This window comes from Tenacibaculum agarivorans, assembly GCF_001936575.1.
Taxonomy (GTDB): Bacteria; Bacteroidota; Bacteroidia; order Flavobacteriales; family Flavobacteriaceae; genus Polaribacter; species Polaribacter agarivorans.
This window is the reverse complement of sequence record NZ_MSMP01000025.1, coordinates 23,953-43,303: the sequence shown is the minus strand read 5'-3', so window position 1 is coordinate 43,303 and position 19,351 is coordinate 23,953. Positions and strand designations below refer to the sequence as shown.

Here is a 19,351-nt window from a genome sequence, read left to right as displayed (position 1 = left end):
ATCAATAAAAGTTATATTTTTGCAAGGCGATAGAATTTTTTCTATCGCCTTTTTTAAAAGATCCTCATTAATGATAAATAGAAGACATATTCGCTTAAAAGTAATGCAGTCAGTATACGCAATGCAACAATCTCATAATACTGATCTGATCAAAGAGGAAAAGTTTTTGAAATTCAGTATTCAAAAAATGTTTGATTTATATGCGTTAAACTTCCAGCTTATGCTTGAAGTGCAAAAATTGGCGCATAAAAAAATAGAGCTTTCAAAAAAGAAGATTTTAGCAACAAAAGAAGATTTAAATCCTAATACTAAGTTTTTAAATAATAGATTGCTAAATCAGATTAAAGATAGTGTTAGTTTAGAAGGGCATGTAGAGATGAATAATCTAACAAACTGGGAGTTAGATGATGAGTATGTGAAAATTATTTTTGAAGAGTTGTTGCAAAGTGATTTGTATAAAAATTACATGAATACCGCTGAAGATTCATACCATGCAGATAAAAACTTTGTCGTTAGCTTTTTTAAAGAAATTATTGCGCCTAATGAAAAATTAGCAGAGTATTTTGAGGATAAAATGATTTCTTGGGTTGATGACATTCCATTTGTGAATACATGGGTAGTTAAAACATTAAATAAGCAAAAAGAAAAATCACCATTTGTTGTCGGTAGTTTATACAAAGATGATGAAGATAAAAGGTTTGTGTCGGATTTATTCAATAAGGTGATGCTGAATCATCATAAATTTGAAGATGATATTAGAGAGAAAACACCAAACTGGGAAACGGACAGGATTGCAGATATAGATATGATTCTATTAAAAATGGCAATTACTGAATTTTTACATTTTTCATCAATACCGAGTAGAGTAACTATTAATGAATATATAGAGTTAGCAAAAGATTATTCTACCAATAAAAGCGGATACTTCATAAATGGAGTTTTAGATAAATTATCTAAGGATTATTTAGAGTCAAATAAAATGGTGAAAATAGGTAGAGGTTTGTTATAACTATCCTAAATATTTATTTTTACCAAGTAAATCTATTTAAAATGAGAAAAACAATAATAGCAACTGCATTAGTTAGTGTTGCGGTTTTAGTAACTTCATGTAAAGGAAATAATGCTGCTTCTAAAGTAAATGCAGATAATGTAGTGCAAGCGCAGAAAAGAGATAAAGAGATTGGTCAAGGAGCGCCATCAATTACTTTTGACAAAGAAACGTATGATTTTGGAACAGTAGAAGAAGGTTTTGTAGTAGAAACTACATTTAAAGTTACAAATTCAGGAAAATCAGATTTGGTAATTACTGAGGCAAAAGCGTCATGCGGATGTACAGTGCCTACTTGGCCAAAAGAACCTATTAAGCCAGGAGAAACTGCAGATGTTCAAGTAAAATTTAATACTAGTGGTAAACCAAACCAGCAAAGTAAAACAGTTACCTTATTTACAAATACAGAGAAAGGTCAGGAATTATTAAAAGTTTCTGGAATGGTAACACCTAAAAAGAAAAGTTAATGTTTGATATGATTTTTTTACAAGCAGATGCCGGAGGTTTAATGAGTATGCTTCCTTTTGTAGCTATGATTGGAGTGTTGTATTTTTTTATGATTCGACCTCAAATGATCAGGCAAAAAAAAGAAAAGCAGTTCAGGTCTGATATTAAAAAAGGTTCAAAAGTGGTAACCACTAGTGGAATTCATGGTAGAATAGTTGAAATGAATGATACTAATAATACGGTAGTTATTGAAACGGGAGCTGGAAAAATAAGATTTGAAAGAACAGCTATTTCAATGGAGTTGACACAAAAGCAAACGGAACAGAAATAAACTGATAAAAAATATTTTAGGTGAGCTTTTGCTCACCTTTTTTATTTTAAATAAATTGTCATAAAAAGTATTTGGATAAAAAAATTAACATACCCAAAATTTTTTTCAGTTTTTTAGCAGCCTCATTTTTAATGTGGTTGTTAATTAACCTATCAAAGAAATATACTACAACCCTGACATATTCAGTAGAGTTTTTGGCACTGCCCCAAGATAAAATTTTGCAAGAAACTCCAGTTCAAAAAATTAATGTGGAAGTTATGGGGAGTGGGTTTAATTTATTTGCGGCTAATTTTTCTAGAAAAAAACTGCCTTTAGATTTAAGTAAATTAAAGAAAAAAAGTAAAACAGATTTCTATTTATTGACAGCAGATCAAAAAGCAAAGATCCAAGAAAAAATATCTTCACTTGAAATTGTAAATATAGTAGAAGACTCTATTTATTTTAAATTAGGTACGCTAGCAACAAAAAAAGTACCAGTGATTCCTAAGTTAAATTTAGCATACAAATTAGGGTATGGTACAGAAAAAGTAACAATAGAGCCAGATAGTATTTCAATTTCGGGACCTGAACTTCAGTTGAAAAAAATTAAAAGCATTACTACTAAAAACTTAAATTTAGAAGATGTTAGTGAAAATATAACTACAAAGTTGGCAATAGAAATGTCTGAAGAAGTTTCTAATATTAGGGTTAGTCATGAAAGTGTTGAGGTTTCCGTTTTAATAGATGAATTTACTGAAGGGAACTTTGATATTCCAATTAGAATTATCAATATTCCTAAAGAAATAGGTTTGAATACTTTTCCTAAAAAAGTTAAAGTAACTTATAAAGTAGGTTTAAAAAATTATCAAAAGATTACAGAAGATTTGTTTCATGTGGTTTGTGATTATAATAAAACGAAAGAAAATGAATTAACCTATTTGATTCCAGAACTTAAAAAAGAGCCAGAATTAACTTCATCAGTGAGAATTTCACCACAAAAAATAGACTTTTTAATTCAAAAATAAATTATGCTTATTGGAATAACAGGAGGAATTGGTAGTGGAAAAACTACTGTAGCAAAATTGTTTGCAGCTTATAAAAACGTAACTGTATATTATGCGGATTTAGAAGCTAAAAAATTAATGAATACTTCTGAAGTTATCAGAAAAAAACTGATAAGAGAATTTGGCGAAAAAGCATATGATACTAATGGATTAAATAGAGCTTTTTTAGCTAATATTGTTTTTAAAGACAAAGAAAAATTAACAAATCTTAATGAGATAGTACACCCCGAAGTGTATAAACATTTAACAAATTTTATAGAAGAACATAAAGATAAAGAGTACATCCTTTACGAGAATGCTATTTTGTTTGAAAATGGAAGCGATAAAATTTGTGATAAAATTATTACAGTAACTGCTCCTCATGAGGTTAAGATACAGCGCGTTATAGAAAGAGATAAAACAACAAGAGAGGAAGTGTTACATAGGATGAAAAATCAATGGTCTGACATTAAGAAAAAATTACAGTCTCACTATGTGATTGTTAACGAAAATCTTAACACTGTTAAAGAGAATGTGAAAAATATTCATAATAAATTAACAGAAAAGTAGAGATTAATTATTGATATATTAACGTAAATCTTAAAATTTTCAAAAAAACATAGTATCTTTGTTAATCTAAGTTAAAAGATATTATAGGATAACTGTATTCATTTATTTTTGGCTGATGGGAAAAAGAATATTTATTCTGATTGTGTTGTTGATGAGTATTTCCTTAACTGGAATCATAGCCGTTCAGTTGTATTGGGTAAAAGATGCTGTTAAAAGTAAACAGCTTGAATTTGAGAACAATGTAAGGATAGCGTTAGCTAAAACATCAGAAAGAATTAAAGAAAGAGAATACAATGAATTTGTTGATAAACATAAAGAGTTCTTTGAAAAAAATGTTAGTAGAAGTACAGCTGAGATAAAAAATTATTTATTTCAACAGATAGATACAGTAAGCAAGAAAAAATTTACATTCGGAGCTACAATTCTAGAAGAAAATTTTAAAATTCCAGTTGATTTTGTAAATAGTGATACCATAATCATTAAACGTTTCTCTGGAAAAGAGGATTTTATGTATACCACAACCTATGGTTCTGATGATAGTGATTATAAGAACTACACAGATGAAAATAGGTTTTCTAGATACCTAACCTATCCAAGTTGGCAAAAAGAACAATTTGAATATTTGTTCAGACAAAACCAACAGCATATGCCAATACACAAAAGAATCAGTAAAAGAGAACTGAATAATACATTGGCTGATGAATTGGATAAGAGAAATATTAACCAAGAGTTTAAATTTGGTGTGTATGAAGGAGGTTTAGCAACAAAAATAAAATCAGGTTATTTTAAAATAGACGAAAACAACAGTTATTTCTACCCCTTACTAGAAGACGAAAACGGAAATAGTAATTATAAACTCTATGTAACATTCCCCAATGAGAAAAAAAGTTTATTATCAGATATGATGTTAGCTTTATTACTCTCATTATTGTTTATAGGAATTATTATTGCAGCATTCTCTACATCTTTATATCAATTGGTACAGCAAAAGAAAATTTCTGAAATCAAAACAGATTTCATAAATAACATGACCCATGAGTTCAAAACCCCCATTGCAACTATCAATTTGGCGTTAGATGCTATAAAAAATCCAAAGATTATTAAAGATGAAGATAAAGTAAAAAGATACGTGAAAATGATACGTGATGAAAATAAAAGAATGCACGGTCAGGTTGAAAATGTATTAAGAATATCTAAGCTAGAAAAAAATCAAATCGAAATTAGTAAAGAAGCAGTAGACGCACACGACATAATAGAAGAAGCTATTGAGCATGTGAATCTACTAGTTAGCGATAAAGAAGGAACCGTTAAAACACATTTTAAGGCAATTTCTACAGAAGTACTAGGAAACCAGTTTCATTTAACCAATGTTGTAGTAAACATGTTAGAAAACGCAATTAAATACTCTGAGAAAGCACCAAAAATAGATGTGTTTACAGAAAGTACAAATAAGTACTTTATTTTTAAGATAAAAGACGAAGGTATAGGTATGAGTAAAAATGCTCAAAAATATGTTTTCGATAAATTTTATAGAGAACATAAAGGAAATATTCATAATGTTAAAGGGCATGGTCTCGGACTAGCCTATGTTAAGGAGATTATAGACAATCACCATGGTACAGTACATGTATCTAGTGAAAAAAATAAAGGGAGTACGTTTACAGTAAAATTACCATTAATATAAATTTGAAGGGCAAACAATGGGAACAAGAAAAATTCTATTAGTAGAAGATGATCCAAATTTTGGAACAGTATTAAAAGATTATTTAGCACTGAATGATTACAGCGTCACTCATGCTAAAGACGGAATTGAAGGTTTAATTATGTTTAAAAATTCAGAGTATGATCTTTGTATTTTAGATGTAATGATGCCAAGAAAAGATGGGTTTTCTTTAGCTCAAGATATTAGAGCAACAAATAAAGAAGTGCCGATTATTTTTTTAACAGCAAAAACAATGAAAGAAGATGTTTTAAAAGGCTATCAAGTAGGAGCAGATGATTACTTGAATAAACCTTTCGATTCTGAAGTGTTATTGCATAAAATAAAAGCAATTTTACAACGAAAAGAAACTGAAAAATCTAAAGACGATGATCAGTTTGAATTCAATATTGGTAAGTTTGCTTTTAATTCGAAGTTAAGGCATCTATCTTTTAATGGAGATGAACCATTAAAATTATCTCCTAAAGAGAGTAAATTATTACGTATGCTAGCAGTGCATAAAAATGATTTAATGCCAAGAGAATTAGCATTAACTAAAATTTGGAGAGACGATAATTATTTTACATCTAGAAGTATGGATGTTTATATCGCTAAACTTAGAAAATATCTAAAACCAGATGAAAGTGTAGAAATCTTAAATATACACGGAGAAGGATTTAGATTGATAGATAACGAGGCATAATTATCCTAAATAATAAAAACTTCCAACAATACCCCTGTTGGAAGTTTTTGTTTATATAAACATTGTATATTTAGTCGATGGCACAATTTGTAAAAATTTATAATGATAATCCAAACCCTAGAGAAGTAGATAAGGTAGTTAAAGTACTACAGAATGGAGGTTTGGTGATTTATCCAACTGATACAGTATATGGATTAGGTTGTGATATTACGAATATGAAAGCAATGGAAAAAGTAGCTAGAATTAAGGGGGTTAAATTAGAAAAATCAAACTTTTCATTTGTATGTAATGATTTGAGTCATCTCTCTGATTATGTTAAGCAAATACAAACACCAGTTTATAAGATATTAAAAAGAGCTCTCCCTGGACCTTATACTTTTATTTTACCAGGTAGTACTAACTTACCTAAGGCGTTTAAAAAGAGAAAAACGGTAGGTATTAGAGTACCTGATAATAATATAGCTAGAGCTATAGTACAGCAGTTAGGAAATCCGATAGTATCTACTTCAATCCATGATGAAGATGAGGTAATTGAGTATACAACAGATCCAGAGTTAATTTTTGAAAAATGGCAAAATTTAGTTGATGTCGTAATAGATGGAGGGTATGGAGACAATCTAGCTTCTACAATAATAGATTTAACTCAAGAAGAGCCAGAAATAATAAGAAAAGGAAAAGGAAGTGTAGATGTTATTTAGTTTAGTGCAAAAATTTCCAAATGATACGGGGCCGATTTACCAAGAAACCATAGAAGGTAGATTGCCAGTTGAGCCATATAATACATTCAGTAATTTAATTTTCATTGCTATCCTTATCTATTTTGGAAGTAAAATATATAAGAACCCAAAGCAGCACCCATTCTTTTTATTTGCTATACCAGTAATTTTTAGTAGTTGGATTGGCGGTACTATGTTTCATGGTACAAGAAGTCATCAGTTTTGGTTAGTATTGGATTGGTTACCTATAATGGTCGTTTGCTTAGGAGGAATTGTCTACTTCATTGGTAAAATCGAAAAGTTGTGGTGGAAAAGGATACTTTTATTTTTTGCTTTTTTAGCACTTTCTATTTTTCCACGAATGATACCATTACCTAATGAGTATAGAATTTCTTTTGGTTATGTAGTAACAGCTTTAACAGTAGTTACACCATTTATTTGGTATGCCTATAAAACACAATGGAAAAATGCGAAACTAATATTAGTAGGTTTTTTAATTTTTGGTATAGCAGTTACATTTAGAACTTTAGATAATCTTGTGGTAAAAGGAGATTTAGAAGCAATTTTACCTATGGGGACACATTGGCTATGGCATACATTTGGAGGAATAGCTGTATTTTTCTTGTTGAATTATATTTATAAAGATAGAGAACGTTTATTGTATGAAGAATAAACCTCGAATTTCAAGATTAACCTCAATCATTACACAATTACAATCAAAAAAAATAGTTACTGCAACCTATTTAGCAGAAAAATTTAATGTAAGTGTTAGGACTATTTACAGAGACATAAGAACCTTAGAAAGTTCAGGAGTACCAATTTTTACAGAGGAAGGAAAAGGGTATTCTTTAATGGAAGGATATTATTTACCTCCAGTAATGTTTTCCGAAGAGGAAGCGCAAGCTCTAATTACAGCAGCAAATCTTATTCAAAAGAATAAAGACCAATCTTTAGTAGATAGTTATGTAAGTGCAATAACTAAGCTTAAGGCAGTTTTTAAAAACAATCAAAAAGAAAAAACAGAATTATTATCAGAAAGAATAGCCTTTAGGTATAATCCAGAGAATAATACAACAAGTGCTAATCTAATTAAACTTCAATCTGCGATTACTGATTTTAAACTTTTAGAAATAGAATATAATTCATTAGAAAATAAGTATACTAAAAGAACTATAGAACCCTTTGCTTTATATAGTACCAATGAAAATTGGTTGTTAATTGCATTTTGTAGATTAAGAAAAGATTTTAGAGTGTTCCGTATAGATATGATAGTGGGTGTAAAAGATATGTATGAAAAATTTGAACCGCATGAAATGACACTACAACAATATTTTGAAATATGCAGAGCAAAATTTTCAAGTACCCCTGACAAACCGTTGACATAATGCTACTTTAAGTTTGTGTTGTAATTAAAAATAATAAAAATGAAATCAACACAAATCAATGCGTTTGCAATAGTAGGAATTAAAACGAGAACAACTAATGTAGACATGCAAGCTGCCAAGGATATCCCTGCTTTATGGGAAAAGTTTATGTCTGAAAATATTAGTGACAAAATTCCAAATAAATTAGACGATAAAATTTATGCAGTATATACAAATTACGAAAGCGATTACATGGGAGCTTATGATATGTATATTGGGTGTAAAGTCGATGCTAAGAACGAAATTTTAACGGACTTAATAAAATTAGATATTCCAGAAAGTTCATATGAAGAGTTTATTGCAGAAGGAAAATTGAATGATGGTATAGTGTACAATAAATGGATGGAAATCTGGAAGTCTGATTTAGATAGAAGGTACTCAGCAGATTTTGAGGTGTATCAATCTGGTATTGGACAAGATGAAGAAACCAAAGTAAGTATCTTAATAGCTACTAAATCATAAAATAAACAAAAACACAATTCATTGTATGGGATCTAAAGAATAATCATTACAAACCTTTCGACTGTTACTCAATATAGGTTAGAATAAAATATTTTTTAGATCTCATTTTAAATAATTTTCCAAATAAAAAAATGACTCATTTTAATTTAATTTCAGATCCAAAAGTTGAGAAAATCTTTGATGCTTATCCTGATTTTGTTCGAGAAAAAATGCAGTTTCTCAGAGAACTAGTAATAAAAACTGCGAAAGAATCTGAAGAAATTACTGAAATTCAAGAAACGTTAAAATGGGGTGAACCTAGTTTTGTTACGAAAAATGGAAGCACATTACGAATGGATTGGAAAGAGAAAAAACCAAATCAATATGGAATGTATTTTCAATGCACAAGTAGATTGGTAAACACCTTTAGATTAGTTTTTAATGATACATTTCAATATGAAGGAAAAAGAGCTGTAGTTTTTTATTTAGATGAAAAAATACCAGAAGAAGAACTGAAAAAATGTATTAAAGCTTCTTTAGTATATCATAAAGTAAAACATTTAATAACATTAGGAATCTAGGTTGTTAGTATAAAACTTTTAGCCAGAATTGAAATGAAAGAGCTATTTTAAATTTGAAAATTTTCGTACCTGTAAAATAAAATGTTGCCATACAACTGAAGTATGAATACTATAGTTTGATTTTCGTTGAATCTGACGTCTTTTCTTAATGAATCGGGTGCAATTTTTATAAAAGCTTAGATGTGCTTTTAATACAGACCATGTGTGGATAGGTCTCAGCTCTACTATAAATTTTAAACCAGCTACTCCGTCTAAAACTAAACGAGCTAAAATAACGGTAAACAAATATTTACTTGGTACATTTTTAAGAATAGTAAATAAACTATTTCTAAAATTTAAATAGGTTTTAGTTGGATTAGATTCTTGTAATGTGGCACCACCAACATGATATACTGTTGAAGCACCTACAAATTTAACAGAAAAACCTTCATTTTGAGCCCTCCAGCATAAATCTATTTCTTCTTGATGAGCAAAGTAATCTTCATCGAAACCATTCAATTGATGGAAAACAGCACTTCTTACGAAAAAGCATGCTCCAGAAGCCCAAAAAATATCAGTAGTATCGTTAAATTGATTTTCATCTTTTTCCAAGTCATTAAAGATTCTTCCCCTACAATAAGGATAACCGAAAAAATCCACATAACCTCCACCAGCTCCTGCATATTCAAATTTAGATTTGTCTTTGTAATCTAAAAGTTTAGGTTGAATGATAGCAGTATTCTCTTCCTGTTTAAAAAGTTGTAAAACAGGTGTAAGCCAGTTTTTAGTAACTTCAATATCAGAATTAATTAAACAATAAATGTCAGCATTTATATGTTGTAAAGCATCGTTATATCCTTTTGCATATCCTCCGTTTTGTTTGTTAACAACAATATGAACTGAAGGGAAATTTTCTTTTACGTATTGTATAGAATCATCTGTTGATGCATTATCAGCAACATATACTTCTGACTCTTCGGAGCTAAATGCAATAATAGAAGGTAAAAATTGCTCTAATAGTTGTTTACCATTCCAATTTAATATGACTACAGCTGTTTTCAAGTCAGCAAACTTACATCAATAAAATGATTTAAAAACTAAAGAAGTTTTAAAATTTAAACCTTAAAAATTAACATAGTATAAGAAAACGTTTTTTTTTAGTCTTTGAGGTAGGAGTTTTTAGGGTTCACTTGTAGTATAACTATAGAGCTTTAGTCGGATGTTAAAGCCAGATGAATAGAAACTACAATTTGAAAACGGAATTTTTATGACAGATGCAAAAATACTACTAGTTGAGAAAAATGTAGACTTTGGTATGGTATTAAAAGACTATTTATCACTTTTAGGATATCAAGTAACCTACGCTAGTGATGCTGTAGAAGCATTAACGGTATTTAAAAGTAACTCATTTGATTTATGTGTAATCGATGAAGACTTGGTCATAAAAAATAACTCTTTATTACTTAATAAAATAAGAAAAGTAGATAATTTAATACCTATTATATTTTTAACTAATGGTGTAGTTTTACATAATGCTATTAGAGCTTTTGAATTAGGGTTGGTAGATAATTGTTTAAAACAACCTTTTTCGTCTGAGCTTCTAATTCAAAAGATCAAATTAGTGCTACAACTTAAAGATAGTGATAACCAACATCAAGTTAAGTTAGAAACAACTATTGGTAATTTTTCTTTCAATTCTAAATTACGTCAATTGACATTTAAAAATGAAAAACCTAGGAAGCTAACTCCAAAGGAAAGTAAACTACTCAGTTTTTTAAATGAATATAAAAATGACATCATGCCTAAAGAAATTGCTTTAACTAAAATTTGGGATGACTACAATTATTATACATCTAGAAGCATGGATGTATATATTACCAAGTTAAGAAAGTATCTGAAATTTGATGAAAACTTATCTATCGTAAATGTACGAGGAGAAGGATATAAATTAATTGATTATAGATATTAATTTTTATCTAGACAAGTTACTTGTACGAAGGAATATCTTTTAAAAAAATATAATTTTCATTTTTGTGATCTAGTGTACAAAAATAATGCTGCAAGCCATTAGTAACAATTAAATAATTAGCTTCTAATTTTAAATTGTACCTAGCAATCTGATCAAAAGTAGCTTGTGTAATTTTCACTTTAGGAGCCTTACATTCCACTATAATATCAGGAGAACCATCCGAATTAAAAACTAAAATATCACTTCGCTTTTTTAAATTGTTAATAGTGAGTTGCTTCTCAATGGCAATTAAAGAAGTTGGGTATTTTTTTTCATCAATTAAAAATCTCACAAAGTGTTGTCTAACCCATTCTTCAGGCGTTAAAACAATATATTTTTTTCTTATTTCATCAAAAATAAGGTGATGTTTTTCATTACTTTTGATCCTAAACGGGTAGGAAGGTAAATTTAGTTTTTCCATCAATCAAAAATAATCAAATTCAATACCAGTTGAGAAAAGTATGCCTAAAAAACTTCAATTAATTATTTCAGCAGTTGTAGTTATTTGTGTTAGTTTCGTATATGGTTTTAATCCATCCAAAATATTGCCTAATGTATTTGGATTTGAAGTGGAGAGTTTAGAATTGAAAAATATTTTTAGAGCCATTATGGGGCTATATATTTTTCTTGGAGTATTTTGGCTCATAGGAGTTTGGAAGGAAGAATTATGGAAATCAGCAACATTGTCTAATATTGTATTTATGGAAGGATTAGCTTTTGGTAGATCTATTAGTATTGTAGTTGATGGAGTATCTGTTCAATTTTTAATTGCTACAATTTTAGAATTCTTAACCATGTTGTGGGGAATATACAATCTAAAGAAATACGGCAATTTAAACATGTAAAATGTATGAATGAAGTAAAACAAATTGTTGATGATATTAAACAAGGTAAACTAAAACCTATCTATTTTTTGATGGGAGAAGAGCCTTATTATATAGATAAAATTTCTGATTTTATAGAGAATACAATCTTAGATGAATCTGAAAAGGGATTCAATCAAATGGTAATGTATGGAAGAGATGTAAGTATAGATGAAATTGTAGCTTCTGCCAAACGTTTTCCGATGATGGCAGAGCATCAAGTTATCATAGTTAAAGAAGCTCAAGATTTAAGCAGAACAATAGATAAGTTAGAAAGTTATGCAACAAATCCACAACAATCAACAATATTAGTTTTTAACTATAAGTATAAAAAGCTCGATAAAAGAAAAAAAGTATACAAAGCTGTAGCAAAAACAGGAGTATTATTTGAAAGCAAAAAATTATACGAAAATCAAGTAGGAGACTGGATTATTAAGGTGCTTAAAGGGAAGAAATATACGATAGAACCCAAAGCAGCTCAAATGTTAGTTGAGTTTTTAGGAACAGATTTAAGTAAGATTAGTAATGAGTTAAATAAACTAACTTCAGTGTTACCAGAGGCCACTATAATAAATCCAAATCATATTGAAGAAAATATAGGGATTTCTAAAGATTTTAATAATTTTGAGTTAAGGAAAGCTGTTGGGAATAAGGATGTTGTAAAGGCAAATAGAATTATTAACTATTTTAGCCAAAATCCAAAAAATAATCCATTGGTAATGACTATCTCGTTGTTGAATAGCTTTTTCACACAAATGTTAATGTATCATGGATTAAAAGATAAATCTAAAGCTTCAGTAGCTAGAGCTTTAGGGGTTAGCCCTTATTTTGTTGATGATTATGTGACGGCGGCAAGAAATTACCCAATGCGAAAGGTATCTCAGATTATTAACTTTTTAAGAGATGCAGATGTTAAAAGTAAAGGTGTTGGTGCTAATCAAACTCAAGCAGATATTTTGAAGGAACTAATTTTTAAAATATTACACTAACTCATAATACGCTTATCATGAAAAACATCTTTACTAAGGAAGTAACCGACGAGATTATTGGAAGAATTAATAATCTTACTACAGAAACACAGCCAAGTTGGGGAAAAATGAATGTTGGACAAATGATGGCACATTGTTCAGTGTCTTATGAAACCGTATTTACCGATAAACATCCAAAACCAAATGCTGTTGCAAAATTTTTCATTAAACTATTTGTTAAAAATCAAGTAGTTTCAGAGAAACCATATCCTAAAAACGGAAGAACAGCTCCTTATTTTCTAGTCACAGATGAACGTAATTTTGAAAATGAGAAAAATCAACTGATTAGTTACATACAAAAAACACAAGAATTAGGAGAAGCTCATTTTGATGGGAAAGAATCACATTCATTCGGGAAACTAAACAAAGAAGAATGGAATAATCTATTTTATAAGCATATAAATCATCACTTAAATCAATTTGGAGTTTAATTTATCTTTTGAAAGATTGTATTTCTATGATTTTTATAACTTTATAAAAACTAAATTCTATTGTCATGCCAAAAATGAATGTAACAAAAAGTATTACTATTAATGCTCCAAAAGAAAAGGTTAAAACCTTTTTATCAGATTTCCATAATTGGAAAAATTGGTCACCTTGGTTAATTTGTGAACCAGAAGCAAAATTAGATTTTCAAGCAGATGGAAAATATTATAAGTGGGATGGAAAGCGAGTAGGAAGTGGAGAAATGAAAGTGGTAGCAGAAAAAGATAATGAAATTGATTATGATTTAACTTTTTTAAAACCATGGAAATCTAAAGCTAAGGTATATTTTAAATTGAATGATGCTGCAGAAGGAACCGAAGTAAGTTGGTTAATGAATAGCTCACTTCCGTTTTTTATGTTTTGGATGAAAAAGTCTATGGAAATTTACATTGGAATGGATTATGATAGAGGATTAAAAATGTTAAAAGAAGAGCTTGAAGAAGGAAAAATTCATAGTAACTTAGAGTTTGTTGGAGATCATAATTTTGATGGCTGTAACTTTATTGGAATAAAAACTACAACACCTTTTTCTAACATAGATAAAGCGATGGAAAAAGACTTTACTGAGTTGAACGAATTTATAGGAAAGAATAATCTTGAAGTTTCAGGGTTGCCTTTTTCTGAATATCAAAAGTTTGATGTAGTTAAAGATAAAGTGGTCTATGTTGCTGGATTTCCTGTAAACTCAGAACCAGAAAATCTTCCTGAAAACTTTTTTTATGGAACATTAGCAAAGAATAAGGTACATACGGTTAGACATAAAGGAAAATATGATCATTTAGGAAATGCTTGGTCTGCAATCATGATGATGGAACGAAATAAAGAGTTTAAGAAAAATAAAAAAGCTTTTCCTTTAGAAGTTTATCATAATGATCCATCGACTACTGTACCCGAAGAATTAGTTACGGATATTAGTATGCCTATTTTATAAAGTAATTTTAATAAAAAACGAAGAGCAACTCCATAGAGAATGCTCTTCTTTTTGCAATCAAATTAATGATACCAGAACATATTTTAAATAGAAAAGGGGCAAGAAGTACTAAAGATTTGAATCCTGAGGTTGTTGAATATCTAAGTAAAGGAATAGTAGAAACTAAAAATCTAATAGAATGGTTAGCTGTTGATCAATTAGCTTTATTGCAGTTAGTTTTGAAACAAATCGGAAAAGAAACATGGTTTTCTGACTTTGAGCATGCAGTTAATGCACAAAAGAAACCAACGGCTAATAGTACAACAAAAGTTATTGGTCAGACTTTTGGAATTCAGACAAAAGATATTGAAGTATATGAAAAATTGAAAGCTCATACTTCGGATGTGGTTAGATGTTGGTCGTGTTGGGCAGAAAGTTTACATTATGATGAAGTTGTTGAGTTATTACCAATAATGCAACAATACGCTGCAGATTCTCACTTTGGAGTAAGAGAAGTAGTGATTTTTGCAACTAAAGAACGAATGATTACCGATTTAGATATAGCTATTTCTATACTAACAAAATGGACCTCTAGTGAAGATGAAAATATTAGAAGATTTGCTGTAGAAGCGCTACGCCCTGTTGGTGTTTGGACTAAAAAGATAGCTGAGTTTCAGGAAAATCCAGAAAAAGGTATGTCATTATTGGAGCCTTTGAAGTCAGATAGTTCTAAATATGTAAGAGATGCAGTGGCGAATTGGTTAAATGATGCCAGTAAGTCTAAGTCAGATTGGGTAGTTTCTGTATGTAAACAATGGGAAATTGAATCTAATACAAAAGAAACAGCTTATATAATAAAAAGGGGATTACGAACAATAAACAAATAATAAATGTCATTACAAATCTTATGAAGCAATTTTGTATAAATTACATCAAATTAATAGATTTTATAATGACAGAGTTTACTTCAATAGAATCAATACTAAAGCTATTATAGCAGGTAAGCCTTGCACAAAAAATATTTTTTTACTTGCTGAATATGCACCATAAATACCAGCAATTGCAACACAAGCTAAAAAGAATATAGAAATATTAGTTCTCCATTCTAGATTACTGATAAAAAAAGTCCAAATTAAACCTGCAGCTAAAAAACCGTTGTATAATCCTTGGTTTGCCGCTAAAGTTTTCGTTTTGGGAAATAAGTCGCTAGGGAAGTTTCTAAAAACTTTTCGTCCTCTAGTTTCCCAAGCAAACATTTCAAACCATAAAATGTAAAGATGGAATACGGCAATGATTCCAATAAGTATTTTGATGAGTACTTCCATAAGTTGATTAGTTTCTGTTAAAAATAAAAAAAACTCGCGATTCAGCGAGTTTTTAATTGTATGTTTCTAATACTATTTAGTTTGCTTTATCCACAATTAAACGATTTTCTCTATTAGCAACCTCCCAAGCAGTGTGGAAAATTAAACGAGTTCTTTTTTCTAACAACTCATAATTGATTTTATCAGGAGTATCTGTTGGTTTATGATAATCAGCATGAATTCCATTAAAATAGAAAATAACAGGTATGTTATGTTTAGCGAAATTATAATGATCTGAACGATAGTAAAATAAATTTGGATCGCTCTTGCGATTGTATCTGTAATTTAACTTTATATTGGTGTATTTAGTATTTACTTCTTCGGATAAATTATGAAGCTCAGTACTTAATCTATCAGATCCAATCAAATAGATATAATTCGGGTCTTCTTTATGGCGATCATCAACTCTACCAATCATATCAATATTTAAATCAGTTACTGTATTTTTCAAAGGAAAAACAGGATTTTCTGTATAATATTTAGATCCTAGTAGTCCTTTTTCTTCTCCTGTTACATGTAAGAATAAGATTGATCTTTTGGGACCATTACCTTCTTTTGCAGCTTTTTTAAATGCTTGTGCTATTTCTAAAATAGCTACGGTTCCAGAACCATCATCGTCTGCACCATTATAAATTTTTCCATTTTTAATACCCTCATGATCTAAGTGTGCGGAAATAACAACAATTTCATCAGGCTTCTCAGTTCCTTTAATATAGGCCAAAACATTTTCAGAATCTTTTAATTGAAAACGTCTACGTTTTTTATTTAGAAAAGCAGAAGGAACATGTTGAAAGTAGGTGTCTTCTCCCAGTGGAGATTTTATTTCTTGTGAAATATAAAAATCTTTAAGATAGTTTACTGCTTTTTTTTGTCCTTGCTCTCCTGTATTTCTACCTTCAAAATCATCAGAGGCATAGACATAAAGATGTGTTTTTAAATCTTCAGCAGTAATTGTTTGAGCATAACTTTCTGAGGATGCTTTACGGTTAATATTTTTGGATGTTGTAGCATTTTGACTACTACTACAAGCCAGTATGGTGATAGACCACATCAAGTAGACCAGTTTTTTCATTCTAATAACTATGTTTTCTGTATTTAGTTAGGGGAATTAAGTTGTGTATGAAAAACAAATTTACAGAAATGAAATTTAACTACTATTATTTATAAGCTAGTTTACAACTTTTGTTAGACTAAAATTTTCAATAAAACAGAAAACCTTTCCTCAAGTTAAGAGAAATTTGAGGAAAGAAAATAGTAATAATAGAAACTAGTTAAGCAAAGTATAAAAGTTATTTCACAGCTTTAGTAACAGTGAACTTTGGACCGTTAACTTTATTTTTATTCATTTCTATTGAAACTTTACCAGTAGTAGCACCTATAGGTACTTTTACTTCAAGTTCAGTGTCTAAAACTTTAACTAATTCAGCTTCTTTTGCATTAAAGTAAAATTTGATTATGGTTTTATCTTTACCAAAGTTTTCCCCCATAATTTTCACTATAGTTCCTACGGCACCTTGTGTAGGTGTAATTTTAGAAATACTTGGTCTTGCTTCTGGCTTAGTTACAACTTCATTATTTTTATTACAGCTTATGATGAACAAAAAAGAGAACATTAACACTAAACCAATGGTTTTCATTTGATTTAATTTTTTCATTGATTATAATTTTAGTAGTTATATAATTAGAACTATTTAAACCTGTAATAACCTAGATATAGTTACTCTTTTTTGAATTCATTAACGCTTTTTTGTCGCGTATTTTAACAAAAAAAGAGATTCCATTCATCTTAAGTAATCGATATTTTATGGCATTCACTTAAACTTTTATTAGTAAAAGTATTTGTGATTTAAGAATTAAAACTTTTAGAAAGAATGTTAATTCCTCTAATGCTTATTAATAATGAATTGTTGTAAATCTTTATCGAACCCTATGAGATCTTTAGGGAATAGAGAAGAAAAAGCATTTTGTTTGATTAATTCATTTGCAGTACCAGCATGAAGTTGTTTATCAGATAACAAAAGAAATTCATCAGCAAGTTTTAAAGCTAGATTTACTTCATGAGTAGAAATAATAACTGTTTTTTGAGTAGTTTTAACTAAGTTTTGAAGTAAAGAAAATACTTTGTATGTATGATGAATGTCTAGGTGAGCAGTAGGCTCATCTAAAATGATAATTTCGGTATCTTGAGCCAGAACTCTGGCAATGAGTACACGTTGTAACTGTCCATCACTAAGAGTGTAAAAGTATTTGTTTTTTAAATGAAGTGTATTTGTAAGTTTTAAAGCCCAATTAATTTTTTGAATATCTATTTCAGATAACTGATCTAACCAATTTGTGTAAGGTTGTCTTCCAAGGGCTACAATTTCAAATACGGTGAGCTGGCTTTCGGGCAATCTTTCGGTTAATACAACTCCTAATACTTTTGCTAATTCTAATGAGGTATAAGTAGTACTATTTTTACCTAAAATAGAAAATGAACCATGTAAGGAAGGTTGAACATTGCTTAATGTCCTAAGTAATGTAGATTTTCCTGAACCATTTTTACCCAATAAACCAACAAACTTGCCTTTTTTAAGACTAAAATTGATATTAGAAGCTATGATTTGATCTTGTTTTTTAGATCGATAACCAATAGTTAGCTCTTTACTTTGAATGCTATGTTTTTCTTGTGTTTCTATGTTAGTTTTTAGCTTTTATTTAAACGTAAATTTTCTTTTTTCTAATCAATAACCAAATTACAACTGGAGCACCAAATAAAGAAGTAATCGCATTTATAGGTAATGTGAATTCATTGTTAGGTATCTGAGCTACAGTATCACAAAGTAATAAAATAATTGCTCCTATCATAGCTACTGCCGGAAGAAGTATTTTATGATTAGAGGTTCTAAATACTAATTTAGTAATATGAGGAACGGATAAACCAATAAAAGCAATAGGTCCTGCAAAAGAAGTAATAATACCCGTTAGAATACTTGTAATGATTAATATTATATTTCTGCTTTTTTTAGTGTTAATCCCTAAACTTTTGGCATAGTTTTCACCCAATAAAAAACTATTTAAAGGTTTTATAGTTAGTAGTAAGCATATTAAGGTTATAATAAATACAATACCTAATATACTAAGTTCGTTCCAGGTTAAATTTCCTAAACTTCCAAAATTCCAAAATACATATTGCTGTATTTGGTCTGCTTCGCTAAAGAATGATAAGATGCTTATTATAGCAGAAGCTAGAGAGCCAAACATTAAACCAATAATGAGTATAGACATTGTATTTCTTACTTTATTTGCAGCAATAATTATAGCTAAAAGAACTAAAAAAGAACCTATACTAGAAGCTATAGATAACCCGATATTATAAAAACTAGTTATTGTAAAAAAACTACCAAAGAAGCCTGAACCTAGTAAAAAAACAGCAACACCTAAACTTGCTCCTGATGAAATTCCTAGAACAAAAGGGCCGGCTAAAGGATTTCTAAATAACGTTTGCATTAATAAACCACTTATCGAGAGTCCTGAGCCTACTAAAATAGCTGTAATAGTTTTTGGAAGTCTATAGTTTATGATAATAGTTTCCCAGCTTGTTTTTAATGGAGATCCTCCAAAAAGTGTATGTATAATTTCTTTGAAAGGGATTTGTACAGATCCTAAACTTAGATTTATGCCACTAAACACTAATAATAAGAAGATTAGTATTATAAATTGAATTCGATATGTCTGACGATCAATATTCA

Annotated in this window: 25 protein-coding genes; 18 read left to right on the top strand and 7 right to left on the bottom strand. The window is 29.4% G+C overall.

What is annotated here, in order from left to right; genetic code table 11:
* The first annotated feature begins 70 nt into the window (after nt 1-70).
* The 12 genes from nusB (at nt 71) to BVC87_RS17055 (ending at nt 8,982) form a co-directional block, all read left to right on the top strand.
* Nucleotides 71-1,009, top strand: coding sequence for a transcription antitermination factor NusB (nusB, locus tag BVC87_RS17110; RefSeq protein ID WP_075343627.1), 939 nt, complete (start codon nt 71-73; stop codon nt 1,007-1,009).
* Nucleotides 1,010-1,050: 41 nt separating this feature from the next.
* On the top strand, nt 1,051-1,515 hold the full coding sequence (locus BVC87_RS17105) for a DUF1573 domain-containing protein (protein WP_075343626.1): 465 nt from the start codon (nt 1,051-1,053) through the stop codon (nt 1,513-1,515).
* A complete protein-coding gene (gene yajC / locus BVC87_RS17100) occupies nt 1,515-1,826 on the top strand; it encodes a preprotein translocase subunit YajC (protein ID WP_075343625.1) in 312 nt (103 codons plus the stop codon). The genes BVC87_RS17105 and yajC overlap by 1 nt, the downstream gene beginning before the upstream one ends.
* A gap of 131 nt (nt 1,827-1,957) precedes the next feature.
* Entirely contained in the window at nt 1,958-2,830 is an 873-nt protein-coding gene (locus tag BVC87_RS17095) for a CdaR family protein (protein ID WP_143569817.1), read from the top strand.
* 3 nt (nt 2,831-2,833) lie between these two features.
* Entirely contained in the window at nt 2,834-3,418 is a 585-nt protein-coding gene (gene coaE, locus BVC87_RS17090; protein ID WP_075343623.1) for a dephospho-CoA kinase, read from the top strand.
* Nucleotides 3,419-3,533: 115 nt separating this feature from the next.
* Nucleotides 3,534-5,102 carry a sensor histidine kinase gene (locus tag BVC87_RS17085; protein ID WP_075343622.1) on the top strand — a complete coding sequence of 523 codons (1,569 nt, stop codon included), beginning with the start codon at nt 3,534-3,536 and terminating at the stop codon, nt 5,100-5,102.
* Nucleotides 5,103-5,118: 16 nt separating this feature from the next.
* Nucleotides 5,119-5,820: a response regulator transcription factor gene (locus BVC87_RS17080; protein ID WP_075343621.1), complete on the top strand. Its 702-nt coding sequence runs from the start codon at nt 5,119-5,121 to the stop codon at nt 5,818-5,820.
* Between the two features lie 77 nt (nt 5,821-5,897).
* The gene (locus tag BVC87_RS17075) at nt 5,898-6,518 is read left to right on the top strand and encodes an L-threonylcarbamoyladenylate synthase (protein ID WP_075343620.1); all 621 of its coding nucleotides are present in this window, start codon (nt 5,898-5,900) and stop codon (nt 6,516-6,518) included.
* Complete coding sequence (locus BVC87_RS17070) at nt 6,508-7,209, top strand: ceramidase domain-containing protein (protein WP_075343619.1); 702 nt, start codon at nt 6,508-6,510, stop codon at nt 7,207-7,209. Before BVC87_RS17075 ends, BVC87_RS17070 begins: the two co-directional genes overlap by 11 nt.
* The gene (locus tag BVC87_RS17065) at nt 7,199-7,921 is read left to right on the top strand and encodes a helix-turn-helix transcriptional regulator (RefSeq protein WP_075343618.1); all 723 of its coding nucleotides are present in this window, start codon (nt 7,199-7,201) and stop codon (nt 7,919-7,921) included. The genes BVC87_RS17070 and BVC87_RS17065 overlap by 11 nt, the downstream gene beginning before the upstream one ends.
* Before the next feature lie 39 nt (nt 7,922-7,960).
* Nucleotides 7,961-8,422, top strand: a complete 462-nt coding sequence (locus BVC87_RS17060) for a GyrI-like domain-containing protein (protein ID WP_075343617.1) — start codon at nt 7,961-7,963, stop codon at nt 8,420-8,422.
* Nucleotides 8,423-8,553: 131 nt separating this feature from the next.
* Nucleotides 8,554-8,982, top strand: coding sequence for a DUF1801 domain-containing protein (locus BVC87_RS17055; RefSeq protein WP_075343616.1), 429 nt, complete (start codon nt 8,554-8,556; stop codon nt 8,980-8,982).
* Between the two features lie 42 nt (nt 8,983-9,024).
* On the opposite strand, the gene BVC87_RS17050 is transcribed toward BVC87_RS17055, so the two are convergent.
* Nucleotides 9,025-10,023 carry a glycosyltransferase family 2 protein gene (locus BVC87_RS17050; protein WP_075343615.1) on the bottom strand — a complete coding sequence of 333 codons (999 nt, stop codon included), beginning with the start codon at nt 10,021-10,023 and terminating at the stop codon, nt 9,025-9,027.
* 205 nt (nt 10,024-10,228) lie between these two features.
* On the opposite strand from BVC87_RS17050, the gene BVC87_RS17045 reads away from it, so the two are divergent.
* Nucleotides 10,229-10,930: a response regulator transcription factor gene (locus BVC87_RS17045; RefSeq protein WP_075343614.1), complete on the top strand. Its 702-nt coding sequence runs from the start codon at nt 10,229-10,231 to the stop codon at nt 10,928-10,930.
* Between the two features lie 16 nt (nt 10,931-10,946).
* On the opposite strand, the gene BVC87_RS17040 is transcribed toward BVC87_RS17045, so the two are convergent.
* Nucleotides 10,947-11,390 (bottom strand): type I restriction enzyme HsdR N-terminal domain-containing protein, encoded by a 444-nt coding sequence (locus BVC87_RS17040; protein ID WP_075343613.1) that lies wholly within the window; start codon nt 11,388-11,390, stop codon nt 10,947-10,949.
* Between the two features lie 40 nt (nt 11,391-11,430).
* On the opposite strand from BVC87_RS17040, the gene BVC87_RS17035 reads away from it, so the two are divergent.
* From BVC87_RS17035 to BVC87_RS17015, 5 genes are all read left to right on the top strand, one after another.
* Nucleotides 11,431-11,814, top strand: coding sequence for a DUF4345 domain-containing protein (locus tag BVC87_RS17035; protein WP_075343612.1), 384 nt, complete (start codon nt 11,431-11,433; stop codon nt 11,812-11,814).
* A gap of 5 nt (nt 11,815-11,819) precedes the next feature.
* Entirely contained in the window at nt 11,820-12,821 is a 1,002-nt protein-coding gene (gene holA, locus BVC87_RS17030; protein WP_075343611.1) for a DNA polymerase III subunit delta, read from the top strand.
* 17 nt (nt 12,822-12,838) lie between these two features.
* Entirely contained in the window at nt 12,839-13,291 is a 453-nt protein-coding gene (locus BVC87_RS17025; RefSeq protein WP_075343610.1) for a DUF1569 domain-containing protein, read from the top strand.
* A gap of 74 nt (nt 13,292-13,365) precedes the next feature.
* Nucleotides 13,366-14,277 carry an SRPBCC family protein gene (locus tag BVC87_RS17020; protein WP_159439377.1) on the top strand — a complete coding sequence of 304 codons (912 nt, stop codon included), beginning with the start codon at nt 13,366-13,368 and terminating at the stop codon, nt 14,275-14,277.
* 65 nt (nt 14,278-14,342) lie between these two features.
* Nucleotides 14,343-15,143 (top strand): DNA alkylation repair protein, encoded by an 801-nt coding sequence (locus BVC87_RS17015; protein WP_075343608.1) that lies wholly within the window; start codon nt 14,343-14,345, stop codon nt 15,141-15,143.
* A 75-nt stretch (nt 15,144-15,218) separates the two neighbouring features.
* Here the strand turns inward: BVC87_RS17015 and BVC87_RS17010 are convergent, their stop codons facing one another.
* The 5 genes from BVC87_RS17010 to BVC87_RS16990 all read right to left on the bottom strand — a co-directional run bounded on the left by BVC87_RS17010 (nt 15,219) and on the right by BVC87_RS16990 (nt 19,346).
* Nucleotides 15,219-15,581 (bottom strand): DUF1304 domain-containing protein, encoded by a 363-nt coding sequence (locus BVC87_RS17010; protein WP_075343607.1) that lies wholly within the window; start codon nt 15,579-15,581, stop codon nt 15,219-15,221.
* 76 nt (nt 15,582-15,657) lie between these two features.
* Nucleotides 15,658-16,692, bottom strand: coding sequence for a M28 family metallopeptidase (locus tag BVC87_RS17005; protein ID WP_075343606.1), 1,035 nt, complete (start codon nt 16,690-16,692; stop codon nt 15,658-15,660).
* A gap of 217 nt (nt 16,693-16,909) precedes the next feature.
* Nucleotides 16,910-17,275, bottom strand: a complete 366-nt coding sequence (locus tag BVC87_RS17000; protein ID WP_075343605.1) for an IPT/TIG domain-containing protein — start codon at nt 17,273-17,275, stop codon at nt 16,910-16,912.
* A gap of 228 nt (nt 17,276-17,503) precedes the next feature.
* Complete coding sequence (locus BVC87_RS16995) at nt 17,504-18,208, bottom strand: ABC transporter ATP-binding protein (RefSeq protein WP_317041741.1); 705 nt, start codon at nt 18,206-18,208, stop codon at nt 17,504-17,506.
* 109 nt (nt 18,209-18,317) lie between these two features.
* The gene (locus tag BVC87_RS16990) at nt 18,318-19,346 is read right to left on the bottom strand and encodes a FecCD family ABC transporter permease (protein ID WP_075343648.1); all 1,029 of its coding nucleotides are present in this window, start codon (nt 19,344-19,346) and stop codon (nt 18,318-18,320) included.
* Nucleotides 19,347-19,351 lie beyond the last annotated feature (5 nt).

What these genes read in the sequence shown, in the direction of transcription:
- coaE (WP_075343623.1), top strand. Translation starts at nt 2,834, where the DNA reads ATGCTTATTGGAATAACAGGAGGAATTGGTAGTGGAAAAACTACTGTA.
- BVC87_RS17045 (WP_075343614.1), top strand. Translation starts at nt 10,229, where the DNA reads ATGACAGATGCAAAAATACTACTAGTTGAGAAAAATGTAGACTTTGGT.
- BVC87_RS17025 (WP_075343610.1), top strand. Translation starts at nt 12,839, where the DNA reads ATGAAAAACATCTTTACTAAGGAAGTAACCGACGAGATTATTGGAAGA.
- BVC87_RS17065 (WP_075343618.1), top strand. Translation starts at nt 7,199, where the DNA reads ATGAAGAATAAACCTCGAATTTCAAGATTAACCTCAATCATTACACAA.
- BVC87_RS17015 (WP_075343608.1), top strand. Translation starts at nt 14,343, where the DNA reads ATGATACCAGAACATATTTTAAATAGAAAAGGGGCAAGAAGTACTAAA.
- BVC87_RS17105 (WP_075343626.1), top strand. Translation starts at nt 1,051, where the DNA reads ATGAGAAAAACAATAATAGCAACTGCATTAGTTAGTGTTGCGGTTTTA.
- BVC87_RS17020 (WP_159439377.1), top strand. Translation starts at nt 13,366, where the DNA reads ATGAATGTAACAAAAAGTATTACTATTAATGCTCCAAAAGAAAAGGTT.
- BVC87_RS17040 (WP_075343613.1), bottom strand. Translation starts at nt 11,390, where the DNA reads ATGGAAAAACTAAATTTACCTTCCTACCCGTTTAGGATCAAAAGTAAT.
- BVC87_RS17080 (WP_075343621.1), top strand. Translation starts at nt 5,119, where the DNA reads ATGGGAACAAGAAAAATTCTATTAGTAGAAGATGATCCAAATTTTGGA.
- holA (WP_075343611.1), top strand. Translation starts at nt 11,820, where the DNA reads ATGAATGAAGTAAAACAAATTGTTGATGATATTAAACAAGGTAAACTA.
- BVC87_RS17095 (WP_143569817.1), top strand. Translation starts at nt 1,958, where the DNA reads ATGTGGTTGTTAATTAACCTATCAAAGAAATATACTACAACCCTGACA.
- BVC87_RS17000 (WP_075343605.1), bottom strand. Translation starts at nt 17,275, where the DNA reads ATGAAAAAATTAAATCAAATGAAAACCATTGGTTTAGTGTTAATGTTC.
- BVC87_RS17060 (WP_075343617.1), top strand. Translation starts at nt 7,961, where the DNA reads ATGAAATCAACACAAATCAATGCGTTTGCAATAGTAGGAATTAAAACG.
- BVC87_RS17075 (WP_075343620.1), top strand. Translation starts at nt 5,898, where the DNA reads ATGGCACAATTTGTAAAAATTTATAATGATAATCCAAACCCTAGAGAA.
- yajC (WP_075343625.1), top strand. Translation starts at nt 1,515, where the DNA reads ATGTTTGATATGATTTTTTTACAAGCAGATGCCGGAGGTTTAATGAGT.
- BVC87_RS17010 (WP_075343607.1), bottom strand. Translation starts at nt 15,581, where the DNA reads ATGGAAGTACTCATCAAAATACTTATTGGAATCATTGCCGTATTCCAT.
- BVC87_RS17055 (WP_075343616.1), top strand. Translation starts at nt 8,554, where the DNA reads ATGACTCATTTTAATTTAATTTCAGATCCAAAAGTTGAGAAAATCTTT.
- nusB (WP_075343627.1), top strand. Translation starts at nt 71, where the DNA reads ATGATAAATAGAAGACATATTCGCTTAAAAGTAATGCAGTCAGTATAC.
- BVC87_RS17035 (WP_075343612.1), top strand. Translation starts at nt 11,431, where the DNA reads ATGCCTAAAAAACTTCAATTAATTATTTCAGCAGTTGTAGTTATTTGT.
- BVC87_RS17085 (WP_075343622.1), top strand. Translation starts at nt 3,534, where the DNA reads ATGGGAAAAAGAATATTTATTCTGATTGTGTTGTTGATGAGTATTTCC.
- BVC87_RS17005 (WP_075343606.1), bottom strand. Translation starts at nt 16,692, where the DNA reads ATGAAAAAACTGGTCTACTTGATGTGGTCTATCACCATACTGGCTTGT.
- BVC87_RS17070 (WP_075343619.1), top strand. Translation starts at nt 6,508, where the DNA reads ATGTTATTTAGTTTAGTGCAAAAATTTCCAAATGATACGGGGCCGATT.